At 43.1% G+C, this 23800-nt stretch carries 20 protein-coding genes; 17 read left to right on the top strand and 3 right to left on the bottom strand.

The annotated features are described in order from the left end of the window. The first annotated feature begins 34 nt into the window (after nt 1-34). Genes ADU22_RS13715 through ADU22_RS13725 form a run of 3 tightly spaced genes read left to right on the top strand, consistent with a single transcriptional unit; the run spans nt 35 to nt 2761 of the window. A complete protein-coding gene (locus ADU22_RS13715; protein WP_082252859.1) occupies nt 35-991 on the top strand; it encodes a carbohydrate ABC transporter permease in 957 nt (318 codons plus the stop codon). 60 nt (nt 992-1051) lie between these two features. Then, nucleotides 1052-1828, top strand: a complete 777-nt coding sequence (locus ADU22_RS13720) for a carbohydrate ABC transporter permease (RefSeq protein WP_046522032.1) — start codon at nt 1052-1054, stop codon at nt 1826-1828. Nucleotides 1829-1855: 27 nt separating this feature from the next. After that, on the top strand, nt 1856-2761 hold the full coding sequence (locus ADU22_RS13725) for a Gfo/Idh/MocA family protein (RefSeq protein WP_053362657.1): 906 nt from the start codon (nt 1856-1858) through the stop codon (nt 2759-2761). 98 nt (nt 2762-2859) lie between these two features. On the opposite strand, the gene ADU22_RS13730 is transcribed toward ADU22_RS13725, so the two are convergent. Further along, nucleotides 2860-4215, bottom strand: a complete 1356-nt coding sequence (locus ADU22_RS13730) for a nucleotidyl cyclase domain-containing protein (RefSeq protein WP_053362658.1) — start codon at nt 4213-4215, stop codon at nt 2860-2862. A gap of 239 nt (nt 4216-4454) precedes the next feature. Here ADU22_RS13730 and ADU22_RS13735 point away from each other — a divergent pair, with 239 nt between their 5' ends. The 13 genes from ADU22_RS13735 to ADU22_RS13795 all read left to right on the top strand — a co-directional run bounded on the left by ADU22_RS13735 (nt 4455) and on the right by ADU22_RS13795 (nt 20774). Then, nucleotides 4455-5471, top strand: a complete 1017-nt coding sequence (locus ADU22_RS13735) for an NAD-dependent epimerase/dehydratase family protein (protein WP_053362659.1) — start codon at nt 4455-4457, stop codon at nt 5469-5471. Beyond that, complete coding sequence (locus ADU22_RS13740) at nt 5471-6526, top strand: dihydrodipicolinate synthase family protein (protein ID WP_197280058.1); 1056 nt, start codon at nt 5471-5473, stop codon at nt 6524-6526. Before ADU22_RS13735 ends, ADU22_RS13740 begins: the two co-directional genes overlap by 1 nt. Nucleotides 6527-6547: 21 nt before the next feature. Further along, on the top strand, nt 6548-7552 hold the full coding sequence (locus ADU22_RS13745) for a zinc-dependent alcohol dehydrogenase (RefSeq protein WP_053364579.1): 1005 nt from the start codon (nt 6548-6550) through the stop codon (nt 7550-7552). A 74-nt stretch (nt 7553-7626) separates the two neighbouring features. Then, nucleotides 7627-8781: an N-acetylglucosamine-6-phosphate deacetylase gene (gene nagA / locus ADU22_RS13750; RefSeq protein WP_053362660.1), complete on the top strand. Its 1155-nt coding sequence runs from the start codon at nt 7627-7629 to the stop codon at nt 8779-8781. Nucleotides 8782-8837: 56 nt separating this feature from the next. After that, entirely contained in the window at nt 8838-10718 is a 1881-nt protein-coding gene (locus ADU22_RS13755; protein WP_053362661.1) for a beta-N-acetylhexosaminidase, read from the top strand. A 33-nt stretch (nt 10719-10751) separates the two neighbouring features. Further along, a complete protein-coding gene (locus tag ADU22_RS13760; protein WP_053362662.1) occupies nt 10752-12095 on the top strand; it encodes a GH1 family beta-glucosidase in 1344 nt (447 codons plus the stop codon). 44 nt (nt 12096-12139) lie between these two features. Further along, the gene (locus tag ADU22_RS13765) at nt 12140-13147 is read left to right on the top strand and encodes a Gfo/Idh/MocA family protein (RefSeq protein ID WP_053362663.1); all 1008 of its coding nucleotides are present in this window, start codon (nt 12140-12142) and stop codon (nt 13145-13147) included. After that, nucleotides 13147-14118, top strand: coding sequence for a Gfo/Idh/MocA family protein (locus ADU22_RS13770; protein ID WP_053362664.1), 972 nt, complete (start codon nt 13147-13149; stop codon nt 14116-14118). The genes ADU22_RS13765 and ADU22_RS13770 overlap by 1 nt, the downstream gene beginning before the upstream one ends. Before the next feature lie 81 nt (nt 14119-14199). Further along, on the top strand, nt 14200-15108 hold the full coding sequence (locus tag ADU22_RS13775; RefSeq protein WP_053362665.1) for an ROK family protein: 909 nt from the start codon (nt 14200-14202) through the stop codon (nt 15106-15108). 1 nt (nt 15109) lies between these two features. Next, nucleotides 15110-16690: an FAD-dependent oxidoreductase gene (locus ADU22_RS13780; RefSeq protein WP_053362666.1), complete on the top strand. Its 1581-nt coding sequence runs from the start codon at nt 15110-15112 to the stop codon at nt 16688-16690. A gap of 15 nt (nt 16691-16705) precedes the next feature. Further along, complete coding sequence (locus tag ADU22_RS13785) at nt 16706-18565, top strand: hypothetical protein (protein WP_053362667.1); 1860 nt, start codon at nt 16706-16708, stop codon at nt 18563-18565. Between the two features lie 12 nt (nt 18566-18577). After that, nucleotides 18578-20149, top strand: a complete 1572-nt coding sequence (locus ADU22_RS13790) for a hypothetical protein (RefSeq protein ID WP_053362668.1) — start codon at nt 18578-18580, stop codon at nt 20147-20149. Nucleotides 20150-20162: 13 nt separating this feature from the next. Next, a complete protein-coding gene (locus tag ADU22_RS13795; protein WP_053362669.1) occupies nt 20163-20774 on the top strand; it encodes an SGNH/GDSL hydrolase family protein in 612 nt (203 codons plus the stop codon). 67 nt (nt 20775-20841) lie between these two features. On the opposite strand, the gene ADU22_RS13800 is transcribed toward ADU22_RS13795, so the two are convergent. Together ADU22_RS13800 and ADU22_RS13805 are read right to left on the bottom strand one after the other, a co-directional pair. Next, a complete protein-coding gene (locus ADU22_RS13800; protein WP_053362670.1) occupies nt 20842-21741 on the bottom strand; it encodes a selenium metabolism-associated LysR family transcriptional regulator in 900 nt (299 codons plus the stop codon). A 51-nt stretch (nt 21742-21792) separates the two neighbouring features. Beyond that, nucleotides 21793-22857: a YeiH family protein gene (locus ADU22_RS13805; protein WP_502688746.1), complete on the bottom strand. Its 1065-nt coding sequence runs from the start codon at nt 22855-22857 to the stop codon at nt 21793-21795. Nucleotides 22858-23031: 174 nt separating this feature from the next. Between ADU22_RS13805 and ADU22_RS13810 the strand changes: the two genes are divergently transcribed. Beyond that, nucleotides 23032-23478: a hypothetical protein gene (locus tag ADU22_RS13810; RefSeq protein ID WP_053362672.1), complete on the top strand. Its 447-nt coding sequence runs from the start codon at nt 23032-23034 to the stop codon at nt 23476-23478. The last annotated feature ends 322 nt before the right edge of the window (nt 23479-23800 follow it).

Genomic DNA, 23800 nt, shown 5'->3' on the forward strand with positions numbered 1-23800 from the left:
GGTTTGGCCATCAAAAGAGAAGGAAGGTGATTTCTTGGAAAAGGTCATAGTAAACAAACCACAGGCGCCTTKGGGACAAGAAAAGAAAATAAAACCGCCTTTAACAACGAGGATAAAAAGTGAATGGAAAAAGAATTCCCTTGTGTATATCATTCTTGTTCCAGTTCTGATTCACTTTACCATATTCCAAATCATCCCGTTCGTTTACAGTTTCATCTTAACCTTTCTGAATTACCGGATTATTGGCACCTCTGAATTCGTTGGCTTAAGAAACTGGAGCCAGTTGTTTCAGGATAAAATTGCGATTAAATCGATTTGGAACACTGTGTTATTTTCCATCTATTATATCGTTCCTACAATGGCGCTTGGCTTAATATTGGCACTGATTATCAAATCGGGCATTGCAATGACCAAGTTTTTCAAAGGAGTGTTTTTCCTCCCGGTTGTCACATCCTTTGTTGTTGTCGCAGGAATCTGGGAGTGGCTGTTCTCCGGAACGCAATCGGGCTTTATTAACTATCTGTTGAGCTTTTTTGGGGTTGAACCTCAATTATTCCTTTCCGATTCTTCCCAAGCGCTGCTCGTACTGGCCGGCTTGAGTATTTTCAAAGTATCGGGTAGTACGATGATTTATTATTTTGCAGGTTTGCAGTCGATTCCAAAGGATATGTATGAAGCGGCAAAGATTGATGGTGCCTCCACTTTTAAATCCTTTTGGATGATTACGTTTCCTTTATTAAAGCCGATCCATTTTTATGTATTGATCATTACAACAATCGGTTCTTTCCAAATCTTTGATTCGGCCTTTCTTTTGACAGGTGGAGGACCAAACTTCTCAACGAGTACCATTGTTTATTATTTGTATACCATTGGCTTTACAAACTTGAACTTTAGCTACGCAGCCGTTTTATCTTATGTTCTATTCGCAATCATCCTCGTCATTTCGCTTATTCAAAGAAAATATTTCGGGAAGGACCAGGGCCTTTATTAAAAGCAAGAGTGCCGAAAGGGGTTGGAATTTTTGTTGAAAACAGCAGGGAAGTATTTAATCATGTTCTTTCTGGGATTTAGCTTTCTCCTTCCATTCTTAATCATGATATTAAGTTCATTTAAAGAAACGACCTTCGCGGCGTTAAGCCCGTTATTTTGGATTCCGAATGATCCATCATTGAACAACTTTATTTATCTGTTCAGGAATGATAACTTTTTGCGGTGGATTTTCAACTCTGTTGTGATAACAATTATTCCTGTTTTTTCGCAAATGTTTTTCGCCGGGTTATTAGGCTATATCTTTGCCAGAAAACAATTCTTCGGCAGGGAATTTGTTTTCTGGACATTCATGGCTGTCATTATGATTCCGCCGCAATTGCTCATCATCCCTAAATTCATCATGTTTTCTAAATTTGGCTGGATTAATGAATATCAATCTTTAATTGTTCCGGAGCTTTGGGCGATCATGGGTGTATTTTTGGTCCGCCAATTCATGCAAGGCATTCCTTTGGAATTGGATGAGGCAGCCAGGATGGATGGAGCCAATGATTTTCAGGTTTTCCGCAAAATATATATGCCATTGGCATTTCCGGCCATTGCGACAGTGGGAACTTTTGCCTTTGTGAGCAACTGGAATGATTTATTCCAGCCTTTGATCTATATGACTAATGAAAAAATGTATCCCATTACAGTCGGTCTGGCCTCCACTTTAAATAAGGAAGGCAACTTTGGTATCGAGATGGCAGGGGCCACCGTTTCATTTATCCCGACATTCCTAATCTTTTTGTTCTTCCAGAAGTATTTTACAGAAGGGATACAGTTATCAGGTTTAAAATAGCTTTGTCATTTAAAAGGAGAGTAGGATATGAGCGATTTACAGATAGGGATGATTGGGCTGGATACCTCGCACGCATCTGCCTTTACAGAGTTGTTAAATGATCCGGCTCATCCCTTTCATGTAAAGGGAGGGAAGGTTGTAGCGGCGTGTCCGGCCGGATCACCTGATTTTGAGCTAAGTTATTCGCGAATTGGCGGGATTACGAGGAAAGTGGAGCAGTACGGTGTGCAAATGGTTGATAGTTTTGAACAAGTGGCGGAGATTTGTGATGCCATTTTATTGGAATCTGTGGATGGAAGGATCCACCTGCAGCAAGTGGAAAAGCTGGCCATGTATAAGAAGCCGATCTTCATTGATAAACCATTATGCTTGTGTTCAAGAGATGCCATTAAAATGGAGGAACTGTCGAAACAGCATGGAGTTCCCATCATGAGTTCTTCTGCCTTACGGTTTGCTGAACCATTAAGACAGGCGCTGGCGATAAAGGATAAAGGCAATATTATCGGGGCCGACTGTTTTGGACCGATGGATAAGATGGAAACACAGCCGGGCTATTATTGGTATGGAATTCATACCATCGAGATGCTTTATGCAATTTTTGGAAGTGGGGCCCAGCATGTAAGCGTCCTGTCCAATCCTGATGCTGATTCTGATTGGATGATTTCCCAATGGAAAGATGGAAGAATTGGTACAGTAAGAGGAAATGCTCGAGGAAATTATAGCTTTGGTGCTCTTATTCATTTTGAAAAAGGAAATGAAATTGTATGTATAGATTCTTCATCAAAACCCTACTATGCGAGTTTGCTGGAGCAGGTGATGCTGTTTTTTAAAGATCGAAAACCAGTCGTCCCTATAAAGGAAACCAAGGAAATCATCCGTTTTATCGAAGCTGCCAATGAAAGCAGGGAGACAGGCAGGCAGGTAAGGATTTGAGCAGGGAAAAATAGGGGGAGCAGGAAACAGGAACAGCGGGCCAATTACATGCCCGCAAATTATGTTTTTAAATGGAAGAACAAGGCCAATCCCAATCTCTAACTGTGGTCAGCCAATATAAAGCTAAGACGATAGATTCGTCTCGGCCTTCCTTTGTAGGTGATTTTTTCTTCTCCTACAATATCCACCAAATTTGCATCCATCCATTTTAAGAGGATTCGATGAGCGCTTCTTGTTGTGATATCCAACGTTGTGGCTAATTCCTGGGCTGTATAATCATACTTCTTATGGCGTGCCACCCTTGCCATCAGCTTCGTCATATAGGCGGCCGACATCCCAGCCATTTCCGCCTTTTTGAGCAGCTCAGCATCTGTGATGGAAAGATCATATTTTTCATATTGGGTATCTGTTATGATATCGACTGGCCCAATGACACTTTGGTCTTCACGGACAATGTAACAAACATTTCCGCCTAATTCCTTTGATTGGCGCAGGGCGATGCGTGCGTGGCTGCCTGCTTCGGCGGCTGAGCGGCCGAACCCAACACCTATGCTTATGGTGACACCCAGCTCGGTTTTGGCAGAATTCAATAAAGGAATGAATTTATAACCGCGGGTTTCTCTTTCAAAAATGCCACGAGTGGTAATGAATGAGAATTCTTCGCCGCCGGAATTGATCAAATGGCCATCCAGCAGTTTAGTATAATTTAGCATCATTTGCTGAAACTTCAGCTTAAGTACCTGCACTTCATGTTCGGTTGCATATTTTTCTGTTACTTTTTCAAATTTATCAATATCGATGATGCCAAACACAATTTGGGATTCTTTATTTTTCCGTGCTTCGGTTGCGAGTAAAGCACGTTCGAGGGAGACAATTAAATCCTGATAAGTTGGAGTGACCCATTCATTCGGTATGCCCAATTCTGTTAGTTTCAGTGAAACCTCCTGCAATCCGGTAATAGCAATGGACCCTGATTCTTGATAATTGTCTTGATGAAACTGGACAATCGATTGAATTGAACTGGATTGATTATAAAGAGGAAAGGATTTAAATGCATAATCTTTTTCGCCTAAATCATAAAGGATCCTTTTCAGGTATTTCTCTTCAACTGTATCGACCGAGAAATGGTGATAATCATATTGATTTTGAATCAAAAATAACGACCGATAAAGTCCAGTTCCCATTAAAGGGACGTACTGCGCGGGGATAGGAAAATCAACCAGCTGTTTGGCATTGAAGAATGTTTGGAACTCGGTAAATAAGAGGACTTCAACCCGACCGATAAAATCAGCCATCACTTCCGGTTCCATTGTCGAGGGTGTTGCATGAAGAAAAACAGGCTGGAAATTCGGAAAGGATTCAAGCGCTTTCATTATTTCGTTCTTGAGCGCTTTAGGACCTACAATGCCGATAATGATTTCAGTTGCATTTGCGGATAATTGGTTACCATTCATTTTTTCAACTCCATTAAAAGACTCTTTAAAGAAATGTCTTTATATAATCTTACTAATAGATTAAGTTCAACTTTCCGAATTGTCAAATAGTTAATTTTAGCATTCCAAAGATGTCTACTAAAAGACCATTTAAAGACTTGTCTTTTTAATGACCTCGATTATAGAATAAAAATAACTGATAATAGTGTAAATTTTAAATGTTCGTGCTTATAACACAAAACCCAAATTAGGAGGACTTCATGAAAACGATAGCGGAATTAGAGGATTTTATGTCAATGCCAAGCGACGAGCTAGTCCGGGACATTCAGAAGCTGGATGGAGATATTATGATTCTGGGTGTAAGCGGGAAAATGGGCCCGACTTTGGCAAAAATGGCGAAAAGAGCGGTTGATCAGTCAGGCCGGCCCAAAAGAGTCATTGGTGTCGCGAGATTTTCAGATGAAAGTTTAATTCAGGAGTTACAGGGATGCGGAATTGAAACAATCAAAGCTGACCTGTTGAATGAAGCTGACCTCCGGAATCTTCCTGAGGTGAAAAATATAATCTATATGGCTGGGACGAAATTTGGAACAGTTGGCAATGAACATTACACCTGGGCTATGAATGCCTACCTTCCGGGCCGGGTAGCGGAAAAGTTCAAAGGCTCGAGGATTGTGGCTTTTTCAACGGGGAATGTTTATCCTTTTACCGCGGTTCAAAGCAATTGCTGCACAGAGGACGAAGCCCCCAACCCAGTTGGGGAATATGCGCAATCATGCCTGGGCAGAGAGAGGATATTAACCTATTTTTCTCATAAACATCAAACCCCAATGGTTCTCTTCCGATTAAATTATGCCATTGATCTTCGCTATGGAGTATTGCTTGAGATTGCCAAACAAGTACATCAAGGAAATCCGATTGATGTGACAATGGGAAATGTAAACGTGATCTGGCAGGGAGATGCGAATGAATATGCGATCCGCTCCTTATTGCATGCAAATCATCCTCCCAAAATATTGAATGTGACAGGTCCCGAAACGTTATCCATTAGATGGCTGGCCCAAGAATTCGGAAAAAGGATGGGAAAGGAGCCATTGCTCATCCACACAGAAAGTCCTACTGCACTGCTTAATAATGCCTCACATGCCCACAAATTGTTTGGCTATCCAAAGGTCACGGTCCAGCAGATGGTCGATATGATTGCGGACTGGGTCATCCGTGACGGGCAGACGCTCAATAAGCCAACCCACTTCCAGGAAAGGGAAGGTGCATTTTAATGCTGGATGAGGCTGTTAGGAAAAAGCTTCATGAAGGTGCAGTGATTCCGGCCCATCCACTCGCATTGACAGAAGACAGGCAGCTGGATGAACAGGGGCAGCGGGCTTTAACACGCTATTATATCGACGCTGGTGCCGGGGGAATTGCAGTCGGTGTCCATACCACCCAATTCGAAATTCGTGACCCCAAGTTTAACCTGTATCAGAAGGTATTATCCCTTGCGATCGAAGAAGCAAAGAGATCCAATGTGTCTGAGGCTTTTATTAAAGTGGCAGGGATTTGCGGGCCGACGGAGCAGGCGCTTGCGGAAGCAGAATTCAGCAAGGAAATCGGATATGATTTGGGGCTCCTGAGCATKGGCGGGTTAAGCGATCTTTCCGAGGATGAACTGATTGAACGGGCTGAAAAAGTGGCAAAGGTTATTCCTCTTTTTGGATTTTACCTGCAGCCGGCTGTAGGCGGAAGAATTTTCTCTTATGAATTTTGGCAGCGCTTTGTTTCGATCCCAAATGTTTATGCCATTAAGATTGCTCCGTTCGACAGATACTGTACGATTGACGTTGTCCGTGCCGTTTGCCATTCTCCCCGCAATGAGGAAATTGCGTTATACACGGGCAATGACGATAACATCGTAAATGATTTACTTACGACCTACCAATTCAATATTGGAGACCGAATCGTGAAAAAGAAAATTGCTGGCGGGCTCCTTGGTCACTGGTCCGTCTGGACAAAACGGGTGGTTGAGACTTTTAACGTTATAAAAAAGGCGCAAAATGAGGAGGCCATTCCGGCGAGCCTGCTAACTCTTGGGCAGGAAATAACGGATGCCAATGCAGCGATTTTTGATTCCCGGCACAGGTTCAAAGGAAGCATTGCCGGTATCAATGAAGTTTTGACCAGACAGGGGTTGCTGAGGGGGAACTGGTGCCTGCTTGACCATGAAGCCCTCAGCCCGGGCCAGGAAAAGGAATTGGATCGCGTTTATGAAAGCTATCCCCACTTGCATGATGATGAATTTGTAAAAGCGAATTTATCAAAGTGGTTTGCTAAATAAATGACGGAAGAAGGACTTTATATGAAAAGAATTGTGGCACATAACAGGAAAATTGAAATTATTGAAGCTGAAGTGCCTGATATAAAAGCAAAACCATCGTATATATTAGTCAAAACCATGTATTCAGCCATTTCGCCAGGAACGGAACTAACTTTGCTTTCCTATAGTGAAAATAAACAAGTTCATTTGGGATATAGTGCGATGGGAGAAGTGGTTGAATGCGGAAGTGAAATTACTGATGTAAATAAAGGTGATTTGGTTGCTTGTTATGGTGCCCCATACGTCCATCATGATGAATATTTGCTCGTCCCCAAAACTTTGTATGCCAAGGTTCCTGAATCAGTGGATCCTAAAGAAGCCGCTTTGGGCGGGCTAGGCGCTATAGCGATTCATGCACTGCGCATCGCAAACCTGCAATTTGGTGAAACAGTTGTTATCGTCGGTTTAGGTGTCCTGGGGCAGCTAATAGCCAAGATCGCAAATGCTGCTGCATACAATGTCATAGCCTATGATCTTTCCAAAAGCAGGGCAGAAATGCTGCAGGAAGAAAATATCAAATCTTTTGCAACTGTCGAAGAGCTGGAAGAGGCGATCCGGATTCATACGAAATCCAAAGGGGCTGACGCGGTTCTTTTATGTGCAGGCGGGAAACGTTCTTCACTGACCCAAGAATGTTTAAAATGGATCCGCAATAAAGGAAAGGCAGTAATCGTTGGTGATATCGAACCTGACTTTCCCCGGAATCTAATGTTTTCAAAGGAAGCTGAACTGCTTATAAGCCGGGCAGGCGGACCTGGAAGATACGACAAGGTGTATGAAAGGGAAGCGATTGATTACCCGTATGAATATGTTCGCTGGACAGAAGGCAGGAATCTGGAAGAATATCTTCGGCTGATTAAAGAAAAGCGGATTGACGTCAGCCCATTTATAACAGAGGCAGTGAACCTTGATCAGGCTCCCAAAGAATTTGAAAAATTGCTGCAAAAGGATTCTGCTGTCCTTACGAAATTAATCTCCTATCAATAATCATCCTGCTCGCTTTTGAGGTTTTGTAGAATTTTTGAATAGGAGCTACAGCTGTAAATGGAAGGGTTTTACATGTGGAAATAGGTAACCACTATTACTTAAAAGGAAATGTCGTTACAGATAAAACCATATATAGGAATATGTTCATTGAAATCAAAGGCGGGAAAATTGTTTTCGCGGGGGAGAAACGTGACGAGGAGAGACAGCATCTTCCTTGTTATCAAGCTGAAGGCTGGATATGCCCCGGCTTTATTGATACACATATTCATGGCATTAACGGGTACGATTTTATGATGGGTACAAAGGAAGGTTTTTATCGTATTCAGGATGGGCTCCCATCCTTTGGTGTGACAGGTTTTTTGTCTACATCAAGGACTGCTCCAATGGATGATATTAAAACCTTCCTTTTGCTAAGCAAGCAGGTTGCAAAAGAAGGAAGGACCGGGGCTCATCTATTGGGGGTGCATTTGGAAGGCCCTTGGATCAACCCCAAATATAAAGGCGCGCAAAAAGCGGAATACATGACAGTCCCTGCGATTTTCGATGTTGGAGCTGTTGTCAATGAGGCTGCAGGGATCCTTCGAATTATTACATTAGCTCCAGAGATTTTAGGGAATGAAGTCATCCAGTTTTTACATGATAAAAAAGTGGCCGTTTCGGCCGGCCATACAGATGCTTCCTTTGAGGACATCCAAAAGGCTGTTCCATTTGGCCTGTCAAGGATAACCCATTGTTTCAATGCGATGGGTCCGATTTCACACCGGGACCTGACGGCAGCTTTTGCGGCATTTTATTTACAGCACTTGCATTGTGAAATCATTGCAGACGGCTTTCATGTGGATCCAAAGATGATTGAATTATTGTACAGAATCAAAGGCGCAGATCAGCTCACATTGATATCCGATTGTACCGGTACCAATCAGCTGCCAGACGGCTGTCATCATATTGGCGGTAAAATAGTTTATAAAAAAGACGGGAAAGTTGCCCTGGAGAACGGGAAACTTGCAGGAAGTTCGCGGACCCTGGATAAGGCCGTCAAATTTGCCGTCCAGCATTGCGGCATCCCGATTGAAGACGCCGTTCAAATGGCGAGCTTCAATCCAGCTTCCGTTTGTGGAGTTAAGGATAGAAAAGGCAGAATCGCGATTGGATATGATGCAGACCTGGTCATTTTATCGAATGAATTAGAAGTGGAAAATACCATTATCCTGGGGAACTTTGTTTTGTGAATATCTGGATTTTAATGCATTAAATTGTACGTATTGCAATGGAAAGGGGTATCTTTATGCAAATCAATCTGGCAGGTGATACAAATTCAATTTTGGCAGGATTACAGCTCTTGTCGGGTGAGTTGAATATTCAATTGCATGATCAGGGTTTTCCGATTGCTGTGACGCAAAGGGAAGGGCCTATCCACGTCAGCAATAAAAGCGGAAAGGGAGAAATCTTCTTTCAGGAAAAAATCCATTTTTATCGTGCGATTGGTTTATGGCTGGAACATTACAATAAACAAGTTGAATTTCAACTGACCGAACATCCCCAATTCCAAACCAGCGGGGTCATGCTGGATGCTTCCAGAAACGCTGTTTTGAAAGTAGCTGAAGTAAAGGGACTTCTAAGGCAAATGGCGATGATGGGATTGAATGTGGTCATGCTTTATACGGAGGACACTTATGAAGTTCCGGATTATCCCTATTTTGGCTATATGCGAGGAAGGTATACAGAAGAGGAATTGAAAGCATGCGATGAATATGCAGATACCTTGGGAATAGAGATGATTCCCTGCATCCAGACTCTTGGTCATTTAGCGATGGCCTTGAAATGGGGCTATGCGGAAGAAATCAGGGACACCCCCGATATTTTATTGGCTGGTGAGCAAAAGACGTACCAATTTATCGAAAGCATGATCAAGGCTGCTTCAAAGCCTTTCCGGTCAAACCGGATCAATATTGGCATGGATGAAGCTTTTCAGCTTGGGCTCGGCCGTTATTTGGATTTGAATGGATATAAGAATCGATTTGAGATTATGAATCAGCACTTAAATTCTGTAGTCTCGATTACTGAAAGGCATGGCTTGAAACCAATGATTTGGAGCGATATGTATTTCCGCCTAGGCTCCAAGTTTGGCGAATATTATGATGAAAATGTGGATATTCCGAAAGAAGCGATAGACTCCATCCCAAAAGATATCCAGCTTGTCTATTGGGACTATTATCATGAGGAGGAAGAGTTTTACCGAACGTATTTTCAAAAGCATAAGGAGCTTGGGAAAGACACGGTTTTTGCGGGCGGAGCATGGACCTGGAATGGCATTTCACCGAATTATGGAAGGGCTTTCGCCACAACAGAAGCTGCTTTGACTGCCTGTAAGAAGGAAGGCATTCAGGAAGTCTTTACCACGCTATGGGGAGACAATGGAGCAGAAACCCCGCTGACCACTGCCMAGCCGGTCATGCAGCTGTTTGCTGAACATACCTACCGGGAAACAGTTGATAACAAGCAATTGGCTGATCGATTCCATTTTTGTACCGGCAGCCATCTGGACGATTTTCTCGTTCTGAATCAATTGGATGAAACCCCGGGTGTAATGGAAAATAACCTTAAATCATCGAATGCTTCCAAGTTTTTATTATGGCAGGATGTGCTGATTGGATTATTTGATGAAAATATCCGGGATCTAAATATGAATGCCCATTACAAGCAGCTTGTTCCCCAATTGAAGGATGCATCGGAACGAAACCCCAAGGCCTCCCTCTTGTTCGGATTCTACGGGCAATTGGCAAATGTTCTGAGTGTAAAGGCCGAAATGGGTCTTCAGCTGAAGAAGGCATACGACCAAAAGGATAAGGATTCAATGGGTTTACATTTAAAGCAAATGAAAGAGCTGAGGAACCAGGTGGAAGTTCTTCGCCAAAAGCATAGGGAAATATGGTTCTCCTTATATAAACCATTTGGCTGGGAAGTCATCGACCTCCGTTATGGAGGATTGGCCGCCAGGATGGAAACCGCGGAACTTCGCATTGGTCAATGGCTTGAGGGTAAAATTGAAAGCATTGAAGAGCTGGAAGAAAAGAGATTTCCCCATGATGGACCGATGGGAATTCCGGAAGGTTCTTTAGGCAACCACTTCTATCACAGGATTGCCACAGCAGGCAATATGATCTGATTAATGGAATGACTTTGTTTAGGAGATGGGAGCATGCCAATCATACAGTTTCCAAAAGGGTTGAAGTGGGGGACTGCAACCGCAGCCTATCAGGTTGAAGGGGCAGCTCTCGAGGATGGGAGAGGGTTATCCATTTGGGACACCTTTTCCCATACCCCGGGCAAGGTAAAAAATGGGGATAACGGCGATATCGCCTGTGACAGCTATCATCGTTATGCCGAGGATGTTGACTTATTGCACCAGCTGGGAGTGAATGTGTATCGCTTTTCTGTTTCCTGGCCAAGAATTTATCCGAATGGAAAGGGTGAACTCAATCCTAAAGGATTGAACTATTACCATAACCTGATTGATAAGCTGCTGGAAAAAGGAATTGAACCAATGCTTACCCTCTATCACTGGGATCTTCCCCAGGCCTTGCAGGATGATGGGGGATGGGCGAACCGGGAAACCATTGACGCCTTTATTATTTATGCCAAAACGGTTTTTAACGAGTTTAATGGCAAAGTGAAATATTGGCAAACCATCAATGAACCATTATGCGCCGCCTTTTTGTCCAACTACCATGGTGTTCATGCTCCAGGATTTCAGGACCTTCAGTTGGCTATCAATATTTCCCATCACCTGCTTTTGGCACATGGGAGAACAGTCCGGCTTTTTAGGGATATGAAGGTTGAAGGGGAAATTGGCACAGCCACCAATACAACCTGGAGGGAACCATTCAGCACTAAAGCAGAAGATAGGGAAGCGTGCAAAAGGGAAATTGGCCTTAATATCGACTGGTTCCTGGATCCCGTAATAAAGGGCGATTATCCCCGATATATGGTGGAATGGTTTAAAAAGAAAGGTGCCGAACTTCCTATTAAAGAAGGCGACCTTGAGGCTATTCATCAGCCAATTGATTTTATTGGCGTTAACTATTATTCCGGCAATGTTGCCCGTTATAAAAAAGATGCGGGATTACTGGATATTGAGAATATTGAAATTGATTATGACCAGACGTATATTGAATGGCCGATCTATCCGGACGGATTGTATAAAGTTTTTCACTATCTGGCAGAGCGGTATGGAGACATTCCATTATTTATTACGGAGAATGGGGCTTGCTGCATTGATCAGCTTTCCGAAGGGAGAGTCAATGACCAGGATCGCATCAAATATTATCAACAGCATTTAACAGCTGCCAACAGGGCGATTGAATCCGGCATCAATATCACTGGTTACCTCGCATGGTCGCTGCTGGACAATTTTGAATGGGCGGAGGGCTATGGCAAACGATTTGGCCTTGTTTATGTAGACTTCCATACAATGGAGCGAATCAAAAAAGACAGCTACTACTGGTACAAGAAAGTCATCGCCAATGGCTGGATGGAAATATAATTGCCAGGTGCTGGATGGAATTTAGCGAAAGAGGGATTGATCGTATGCAAAAGATATTATTGATTGGTGCAGGAACAATGGGGGAGGAACATGCTTCTTCCTATCATTCAATGGAGAATGTCCAATTAGCTGGCATTGTGGATATCAGGAAGGAACGAGCTGCACAACTTGCCGGCCAGCATGATGCCAAAATTTTTCCAACCCTGGAAGAAGCGCTGAAGAATCTGGAACAGGTTGATGTGATCGACATTTGTGTGCCTACTTTCTTGCATAAAGAATATGTCATGAAAGCAGCCGATTACGGAATTGATGTCATATGCGAAAAACCTTTGGCCTATTCGCTTGAGGATGCGAGAGAAATGATTGATTACTGTGACCAGAAAAAGGTGAGATTGTTTGTTGGCCATGTGGTCAGGTTCTTCCCTCAATACTCCAAAGCACGCGAGCTCGTTTCAAATGGAAGTATTGGAGATATTGGAGTTGTTCGTACCAGGCGCGGAGGCAATTTCCCTGCCGGATGGAGTGACTGGTATGCTGACAATACGAAAAGCGGCGGGGKAATCCTTGATTTAATCATCCATGACTTCGATTTTCTGCGCTGGACCTTTGGAGAAGTTGAAAGAGTGTTTGCAAAAGGACTTACGGACCGGAAAATTGAACACCTTGATTATGCTTTAGTCACTCTTGTTTTCAAATCAGGAGTGATTGCTCATGTAGAAGGAACATGGGCCCATCAAACATTTTCCTCGCAATTTGAATTTGCCGGAAAAAGCGGCATCATCGAATATGATAGTTTGAAAGAAGAGCCTGTTTTACTTTCTATCAGACAAGCAAAGGAAGAAGAAGCCGGCGTCCCTGTTCCTCAAAGCCCTTTGAAAAAATCACCTTATCAGGCAGAGCTTGAACATTTCCTGCAATGCTTAAGGAAAGATGAAACGCCCATTGTAACAGCAGAAGATGCTTATAAAGCGATGGAAATCTCGGAAGCCGCCATTCAATCATTAAAAACAGGTTTACCTGTAACCCTGGGTTCCAAAGGGGGAAAGCTGTAATGAAGATTGGAATCATCTCTTTCGCCCATATGCACGCAAGCAGCTATGCTTCTGTCCTGAATGAAATGGATGGAATCACATTGGCAGGAATAGCGGATGACAATGAAGAAAGAGGTAAAAAATATTCGGAATTGTTCAAAACCGCCCATTATCAACACTATCAGGAATTATTGGAAACAGACATTGATGCTGTCATTGTGACATCGGAGAATAGTCTCCATCACCAGCATGTGATTGCTGCCGCCAAGGCGGGGAAACATGTGCTTTGCGAAAAACCTTTAGCCACGAACATGAAAGATATGGAAGAAATGGTTTCTGTATGTGAACAAAATCAAGTTTTATTAGGAACAGCTTTTCCGGTGCGGTTCAATACTCCGGTTCAACAAGCGAAAAAGATGATCGACCAGGGTAAGCTGGGAGAAATTTTGGCGATTAAAGGAAGTAATCGCGGAACCAATCCTGGCGGCTGGTTTGTCGATAAAGCCAAATCAGGCGGCGGAGCGGTGCTGGATCATACTGTCCATGTTGTCGACCTGATGAGATGGTTCACAAGTGCGGAAGTAGCAGAAGTGTATGCCGAAATTGGGAGTGTCTATACGAATCTACCTATTGATGATTGCGGGATTATTACAATGGAATTTACCAATGGAATGTTTGCCACCTTAGATTGCAGCTGGTCAAGGAATGCTTCCTATCCAACCTGGGGAGATGTGACCCTGGACATCATCGGATCGAAAGGAAATCTTAAGGTAGATGCCTTTTCACAGAAGGTCGATTTATATTCTGATACCGATGGCGTTAAATGGCTCAGCTGGGGTGATGACATGGATGCCGGGCTTATTGAGGATTTTATTGCGAGCATTAAGGAAGGAAGGTCCCCGCTTGCCTCAGGACATTCAGGATTAAAGGCAGCAGAAGCGGCACTGGCAGCCTATCAGTCTTTTGAGAAAAAAATACCTTTGAAACTTTGAATATATTGAGGAATCAAGGGACGCTTGATTCCTCGGGTTTTTTATGACGCAAAAAATTCCTGGTGTAAAGGATGTGCAGAATTGAATACGGTTGGAGTGGACATAGGCGGGACAAAGGKAAAAGCGGGAATAGTGGATCCCCAGGGCCAAATCTTGAATCTTATAGAAGAACCAACAAACCAGCGGGATTTAGCAGGACAACTATTCTCCCTTATTGAAAGACAAGTTTCTATAAAGGAATGGAACATTGAGGGAATCGGAATTGGAACTGCAGGAAGGGTAGATGCAGCGGGGTCGATTCATTATGCGACAGCGAACTTGCCTGGCTGGATGGGAACAAGGGTGAAGCAGCTGGTGGAGGAGCGCTTCCATCTGCCAACCGTTGTGGACAATGATGCGAACTGTGCTGCCTACGCTGAAATGGAACTAGGTTCTGCTAAACAAGAGAGGAATTTTATTTGTATCACGATAGGGACCGGTGTCGGGGCCGGAATCATGATAGATGGGGAATTGTTCCATGGAGTGAACGGCGGAGCTGGAGAGATTGGGCATATGATTTATATTCCAGGAGGCAGGCCTTGCGGTTGTGGGAAAAAAGGATGCTGGGAGCAATATGTTTCGGGCACTGCACTAGCGCTGGATATAAAGGAGCATAATGAATTGGGACATAAAAATATCACTCCCGAAGACCTATTCAAGCTTGCAGCCGGGAAGGATCCTTGCGCTATGGAGATTGTTGCCCGCTTTATTAAAAATCTCGCTGTTGGCATTGTTTCATTGCAAAATATACTGGATTTACATGTCTTCGTCATTGGAGGAGGTGTCATCCATTCCAGCGAGCATTGGTGGGAGCTTTTAGTAAAAGAACTACAATCGATTACAGATCAGCCGCTGGTTGCAAGAAAAGCGCTTTTAAAAAATGATGCTGGCATGCTGGGAGCTGCATTATTGGCGAGGAATATTCCGCTGCTAAAAGGAAGGGGTGCATAAAATGACAGCTTCTCAGGAATTACACGCAGACCTCGTTATTATTGGCGGGGGGCTTGGCGGATGTTCGGCTGCCTTATCCGCCCTTCAATCCGGGAAAACCGTTATTCTTACAGAAGAAACAAAGTGGATCGGGGGACAAATAACCAGCCAGGGAGTTCCGCCTGATGAACATCCATGGATTGAAAGTTTCGGAGCAACAAGAAACTATCGGGCATTCCGGAAGAACGTCAGGGAATATTATTTCCGTCATTTTCCAGTCAGGAATAGTCAGCGGATAAACGAACAATTCAATCCGGGAAATGCGCTGGTTAGCAAAATCAGTCATGAGCCAAGAGTAGCCTTGCGTGTACTGCACGATATGCTTGCTCCTTTCCTGCATAGCGGAAAGCTCACTTTGTTGACGGAGTTCAAAGTTTCTGACGCTGAAACGAAAGAGAATCAAGTGCTTGCTGTTACTGTTTCCMATTCAGTAACAGGAATATCAATCGTGTTAAGGGGAGCGTATTTTTTGGATGCCACCGAAATGGGAGATGTGCTGCCGGCTGCCAATATTGAGTATGTGATTGGAGCGGAATCACATTCTGATACAGGGGAAGAACATGCGCCACGCGGGGATGCAGAGCCTCTAAACATGCAGGCCTTTACTTTTTGCTTTGCGGTGGATTATATCGAGGGAGAGGACCATACGATTGAAAAGCCTGCCCAATATGAATTTTGGAAGGATTATCAGGCCGGGTTTTGGCCGAATAAGCAATTAAGCTGGTGGGGCCTGGTGCCGCATACGCTTGAACACATTGAGTATTCACTTTTTCAGGAGCCAGACCGTTTCTCGCTATGGAATTATCGCAGAATTATTGATCAAACCAATTTTGAGCCGGGAACTTTCCAGAGTGACCTTACCATCGTTAATTGGCCGCAAAATGATTACTGGTTAGGTCCGATTATTGATGTGACAGAAGAAGAAAAGCAAAAGCATTTGTTTAACGCAAAACAGTTAAGCTTATCATTGCTGTACTGGATGCAAACGGAAGCGCCAAGGCCGGACGGTGGCAGCGGGTTTCCCGGTCTGCGTTTGAGAAAAGATGTCCTGGGCACCGAGGATGGCTTGGCCATGTATCCATACATCCGGGAATCCAGAAGAATTAAAGCAGAATATACGGTAAAGGAACAGGATATCAGCGGTGAAATAGCGGGTAAGGATTCTGCCACTTATTTTGAGGATAGTGTAGGGATAGGCTGCTATCGCTTAGACCTCCATCCAAGTACAGGGTTGGATACATATATAGAAATTTCAGCCTTTCCATTCCAGATTCCGCTTGGCAGTTTGATTCCAGTAAGGGTCAGGAATTTGCTTCCTGCCAGTAAAAACATTGGAACAACCCATCTTACGAATGGCTGTTACCGGCTGCATCCGGTGGAATGGAATATTGGGGAAGCAGCAGGACACCTGGCAGCCTACTGTATCGATCAAAAAATCAGTCCGCATGAAGTGAGAAACAACAAGCAGCGATTAAAGGACTTCCAGGCACGGTTAGTGAAGGCGGGAATTGAACTTGAATGGCCGAAAATCCATAAAGTATGAAGGGAGTGTATAAGTTTGATTGCTCTTGTTGATAAAAGCTTGCGAATGAAAAGCCGTGTGGACTTCACAACCCACTTTTCCGATATCAACCAGCTGCTAAATGAAGATTTGCTGCAATATCAGTTTATTTTTATCAACGGAAACGAGGACGGAATGCCTTTGAAACTCGCCCATGAAATGCTGGAGAAGCTTTGGACATTTGTGGAACAGGGCGGTACCATTTACGGGGAGTTGATTAATTGCGAGGACTTTCCATCCTCCCGCCTCTTTGGATTCAAGCAGGATTTTGCTATGACTTATCGGCGTCTTGAAAAATTGACTGTTGCAAGGGAGAATCCTTTTTGTGAAGAAGGAGGGCTGCTTGAATGGCAAGGTCCCTTTTTAACCGGATTTACCTTTGATACGGAAAGAGTACTGGATATCGGCCATTTTAAAGAAACCCACAGAACGGAAACACAAGGAAACTACCCAGGAATTGTGGTCAAAAAACATGGAAAAGGGAAAGCGGTCTTCTCTGCCTTTTCCTTTTTAGGCAGCGAACAAAACTGGACGCTGCGGCCTAACTGGTTATGGAATAAAGTCGTGACATGGCTGCAAATGGATTATCAAATGCCCATTCAAACTATCGGTCAGGTTATTAAGCTATCAAAACAAACCGATATTGAAACAACCCTGGAAAAGGGCATGAACTGGTTTTTAACCTCGGGTATTTTGCCAAAGGAGGATGGAAGCCTCGGCATATATGAGAATGTGCATTCCATCCGGAGTGATATCAGCAAGGATCTCCGGCCGGATTGTCATGCCCATACTGCATTGGTTTTTTATTTATACGGGGAATATAAGGGGAATAGGGAATGGATCGATAGGTCGGCCAATTTATTAAACTATTTGTTTGAAGCAGGCTTTCAGGATACAGACCCAAATTCCCTAACGTATGGGTTTTGGAAATGGTTCCACAGCCCAAAGAGGAAGCCGGACCAGATGTTCTCCGATGATAATGGGTGGGTGGCACTTGTTCTATTATATCTTTACCGAAAAACTGGGAATATCGAATATAAAAATAGAGGGCTTTTAACAGCATATTCTTTATTGGACACGCAAAACAAAAATGGCCTGCGCCTGGAATGCATCCGGGAACAGGAATTGATGGAGAAAGGAAAAGATTATTTTAAACAATCAGCGGAAGCCAGCATGAATCCCCATTTTGAAGCGATTGTCCATGCTGCTTTTATCCAAGCCTATTATGTTTCCCAAGATGACAAGTTTCTCCAGGCTGCCCATCAAGGTACATTAACACTGCTGGACAATAAAGAAGATTTAAAGTTTATGTACAGCAAAACTGCCGGTTACAGCAGGTTCCTATTATCCTTAGCCCAAGTGTATACCGTTACCAAGGATGCTGCCATTCATAAAGGTTTACATGAGGTCATTGAGTATTTATCTCAAAAGCAGCATAAATTGGGTGGAATCGAGGAAAGCGATAATCCGGACCCTGAGCGATATGGAATGGAGGATACTGGTGTTTTCCGATTCAATGGGGAAGGGATTGCGGATCAGTTATATACGAATAACTTCTTGACCATGAATGCCTGGGAAGCATGGAAAGCAGCTGGTGACCCAGCTATTCAAAATTTGCATGACAATCTTGTTAATTATATTGCCAGCATCCAAATTTCTTCGCAACAAAAGGAATTTGACGGCGGATGGATGCGTTCCCTCCATTTGGACAGCTTCGAATATTTTGGGAATAACGGGGATACCGGCTGGGGGGCCTATGTAATCGAAAGCGGATGGACGAATGCCATCACCCTTTCAGGACTCCTTCTAAAGGTTATGGACCAATCATTGCTTATGATTGATAAAGAGGAAACGTAAGGAGGGATGTTTGTGCCGGTTATTCAATATACCATTTTAAACAATGAACCGCCTGTGATATTTGCCAAGGAAGAGCTGCAAAAATTTGCAGAGAAGGTCCAAGGGTACACTCATTTGTCTTTTGTACTGGGATTAGATCAGGATTTTGTCGAAAGGGGATTGCTGGAACAGCCGGTATTTCAGGCTGACTCTACCATTGATGCTTTTCAGCTTATAGAAAAAGAAAGCGAGATTTATATTCTGGGTTCAAATCCACGATCCGTGCTTTTTGGTGTCTATCATGCTTGCAAGAAACTTTTCGGCTATAAGTGGGTCAGTTTTTTATCGAAGGAAAAAGCAGAATACAAGCCCCATGCATTCGAACTGGTAAGGAGCCATAGCGGTCTCATGAAAAGAAGAGGTTTGGTTGTAGAAAATTATGATGACAAAGCCTTTCTTTTAAAGCTGATTGACTGGGCAGGAAAGCATTATATCAATGAATTGTTTTTTACCTTTATGCTTTGGGACAAAGTGAAAGGTACGGTTGAAGAAGAGATTGTGAAACGAGGGTTGTCCATCACTCTTGGCGGACATAGTATGCATTATTTATTGAATGGGACAGCTTTTCCCCAGAAAAAACAGGTTGATTTTACGGATGATAGCTGGAAGAGCCTAATTATTAATAAAATAAAAGATTATGATATAGAAGAATCCATCAACAGAATTTCCTTATGGCCGGCTGATATTGGAATAGAAGGTGAACAGCATTTTTTAGCTCATTATATGGAATTTACGGAAAAAATTCAAAATCAGCTGCCTGAAATTGAGGTTGAGCATATTGCCTACAATGCGGGATTATCGTGGGATATGTTAGAGCTGCCAGATGAGCTGGAAAGCTCAAAAACAGTTAATACGTTATTTGCTTTTTGGGGCAGGAATTACCAGCAATCCTTCTTTAAGGAAGAAAGGGCCTATGAAGCATTGCAAAAATGGTGTAATAGTGCAAAAGCGAATCAAAAGCAGGTAACCATTTTTGAATATTATAGCGATCATTTTATGTTGGGTGATTTGTTTCCTCCTTTGTTTTATAGAATAAGAGATGATATGGCGCTGTATTCCAGTTTGGGGATTGAAAATATAGTTAATCTTATAGTTCCTTATGTTCCCAAAGAAAATGGCAGCGAAAAGGATAACCTATATCCTTGGGAATCAATTCAGTTAATGAACAGCTATTATTTTGCCCGCACAGCATGGGGAGATGCTTTTGATGATATTGAGGCAGACTTTTACTCTATATTCGGCAAGAAGCAAGATGAAGTAAAAAAAGTACTTAGCAAAATGGAATCAGTACTATCGGAAGTGTCGAAATGGAATATCCCCCTTTTTCCACAACGTCTGATTGATCCGGAAAAAGTGGAAAGTGATGAGAAGGATCGTTATGTTATCGCAGATTTAAAAAAATGGAAAAAAGAGATTGCAACTTTGGAGGGAAATCCCCATCAAAAAATGGATCATCCATACACCATGGTTTCCTTTTATGTTCATTATGTGAGTGAAAAATTAAATGAGTATTTATTGAAATGGAACCAGAAGAAGGAGAATTGATTAGGAGGGAAACATGAAACAGCGAATAGTCTTTATAGGTGACAGTATTACGTGGTGGGGAATCACTACGAAAGATAAGATTGGAACTGGCTATGTGCGGTTGCTTCATGATTATTTAAAGCTCAGCTATCCAGAGCGGGATATAGAAATCATTAATAAAGGGATTAGTGGAAATCGGATTTTCGATTTAAAAGAACGCTGGGAGCAAGACGTTATTTCCTTACACCCTGATCTTGTTTCCATCTCCATCGGCATCAATGATGTTGCAAGGCAATTTGATTCTCCTGAAATTAATCAAGTATCACCTGACATATTCGAGGAAACGTATGAACTCCTCATTCAAGATGTTTTGAATAAAACCAATGCTTCCCTGGTTTTAATGGAGCCTACGGTTATTAAAGAAGATAGTCAGTCTGAAGGCAACCGGAGGCTTAAATTATATGTTGAAATAGTTAACAGACTAGCAAATAAATATAACGCCTCAGTTGTCCCTACACATCAGGCATTTATTCAATTTATAGAGTCGAGGAGCGACCTTCCACTCACAGTAGATGGCGTTCACATGAATACGATGGGGAATATGCTTATAGCAAAGACATGGATACAGGCAGTAAATTTAAAATAGGATTAAACAAGCTTGTGAAAAGGCTAATAAAGATAGCAGGTTAAATAGAAAACAGGCACGAATCAATTCATGCCTGTTTTCTATATTTCCTTTCCATCAATTCAATCAGCTTTTTGCTGGGCAGCTGGAGCGATTCATGGTCATACACCATATAAAAGCTGCGGAGCAGGCGCACGTTCGCGATTTCAATATGCCTTAAGGTCTTTAGCTCCAGTTCTTTTTTGACGGCTGACTTGGATAAAATCGAAATTCCGAGCCCTGCTTCGACAGCTGATTTGATTGCTTCAGTGTGCTTCAGTTCGATGACGATCTTAAGCGTGGACGGGTCTAGATGGTTTTTCCGCAGCGCGTCCTCCATGACTTGTCTTGTTCCCGAGCCTTTTTCACGGATAATGAAAGGATAGTTGAGCAGTTGTTCAATGTTGATTGCATCTGGAACGTTCGCATGGTGGGCAATGGAAGCCACGACGATAAGCTCGTCCTCTGTAAACGGGATTTGGTTCACATGCGGATAGGAAAGCATGGACTCGATGAACCCGAGATTGATTTCCTGATTCTTCAGCTTTTCGATGATTTGATTAGAGTTGAAAATGTTGAACTGAATATTCACCAAAGGGAACAATTGGTTGAACTCTGCCAGAATAAAAGGAAGAAGATGTTCCCCGATGGTCAAGCTGGCGCCCACCTTTAAATCTCCGTGGACAGCCTCTTTCAGCTCCTGCAGCACATTGGTCGTTTCGTTCATTAAGGCGAGCATTTTCTTCACTTGTTTATATAAAATCTCGCCGGCAGGAGTCAGGGAGATTTTCTTGGTTGTCCGCTCAAATAACTGGCAGTCCCATTTTTCCTCCAGATACTTGATTTGCAGACTTACCGAGGATTGGGAGAGGTGAAGGTCTTTAGCTGTTTGCGAAAAGCTCCTATTATTAGCCGCCACATAAAACACTTTTAAGTAATCAAGATTCATAGCCTGCACGCTCCGGTTCCCGTCTGTTTTATTTCTATTGTACCAAAATCCCTATGAAAAGAACCGGAAGATCCATAACAAAACCGGCGTTATCGCGAGCAGGCCAAGAAATCCAATCACCGCGACTCCAATTGGCTTTATCCCTACCTTTACAAAATCGGCATATTTAATATTGATGCCAAGGCCAACCATGCCCATAGCCAAAAGGTAGGTGCTCAGCAATAGCAGAAATTGGGTCATCCCCTCAGGGACAAGCTGGAAGGTGTTGATGAAACTGACAAATAGGAAGCCAAAGATGAACCATGGGATGGGCAGTTTTCTGTCTGTTTCTTGGTTTGCCCGTTCTTTTCTGTTCATGAAAAAGCTGATGATTAACGCGACAGGAATTAATAAAATCACTCTTCCCAATTTGACCAGGATGGCTGTTTCACTGCCTGCGTCCCCGCCGGGAACTGAAGCAGCGACCACATGTGCCAGCTCATGCAAAGTGGCCCCAACCAGCATCCCGAATTCGCTATCGTTCAAGGGCAGGTAGGGGAAAAGGAAGATGTACAGAACCGCCCCAATTGTCCCCAATACGGCAATACAGGATACAGCGATTGCGGTCTGCTCTTTTCTGTTTTTGATAATCGGCGCAATCGCCACGATGGCTGCAGCACCGCAGATGGCCGTGCCCGCAGCGAGCAGCATGGCCAGGTTCCGGTCAATTTGAAAAGCTTTTCCCAGGGATAGGATAAAGATCATCGTGAAGGAAATGACAAGTGCATCAATGATGAGGATGGACGGACCAGCAGAACTGATGTCGGCAAAATTCAAGCGAAATCCCAAAAGGATGATCCCTGCCCGCAGCAGGAACTTGCTGCTGAAATTCGTGCCCAAAGCTATGTTCAAGGACCTGGGCAAAGCAACGGTATTGCTCCATAAGACACCCAATAATATTGAAAGAATCATGATGCCCATAATCGAGAAGAAAGGCAGGGCTGCAATCTGTCCAGCGATTATGGCTAAAACGAATGTCACGAGGATACCAATGGCATATCCCTTATAATCTTTCTTTTGCTCGGGCTCACCCATTGGCTCCAAATAAAGAATCTTCTCAGCGCCCAATTGACTCACACTCCAATCGATAACGTTTGATTCTACGGTATCATATAAAACCCCTCCCATTATTCCGATTGTTCAATGTGACTTATTGGATATCCTAATAACACATTATTCTGATGGAGTTTAGGGGTTTTTCATATAAAATAAGATTACGGATAAACCAGTCTTATATGGAGGTGTAAATCAATGGACTACAGTGTGGGCATTTATAAAAATAGCAAGGACAATACCATTTTCCTGATACCTGATGGTTTTGATCAGCACGGAATTCGAACCAATATCAATAAGCCGGCTATATTGAAAGAACCATACGAGCCTGCAATCATTGGCAGGAAACTGAGAGAGTGCTTTGAGGTTATTGTTAACCGCCAATTTACCGATGAGGATTTGAAAGTCATTGTGACCAGGTTCGTCACTGGAGAGAAAAGCGATAAGAAAATTGTGAGGGAGCATCTATTTCAGTGGGTGTTCTTTAACAGCGAAATGGGTTACGAATTTGAACCGAAAATGAAAAGCAAGGATGGCCGCGGATACACGGCCATCCCCAATATACCGCCATTAGCAGTAGACGGTGGTGCTGGCGATTTCGAGTTAGGCAGCGCTGTTTTGCAGACATTTAAAGCTTGCAGGTAGGAAAGTGGGGAGGTGCCCTGTACTTTTTCTCGCAGAGACACGCCCGATTCTGTGGGTTTTATATTTAATAATGACTTATTTTATTAAAAACCTTCGCTATTTTGCGACCTTTATTAATAGATAATCCGAGTACTAGTATTAAATATACATTTAATACTGGTAAGGGTCATTATAATGCTGGTTGGCTGCCATTTAATGCTGGTTGGCTGCCATTTAATGCTGGTTGGACACAATATAATGCCGGTAAGAGCCAAGATAATCCGACTACTAGGTTTATAGATGCCAATTTAATACTAGTACTCGCAATAAATCGCCCGCTTTT

The organism is Bacillus sp. FJAT-27251, assembly GCF_001273925.1.
Taxonomy (GTDB): domain Bacteria; phylum Bacillota; class Bacilli; order Bacillales; family Cytobacillaceae; genus Mesobacillus_B.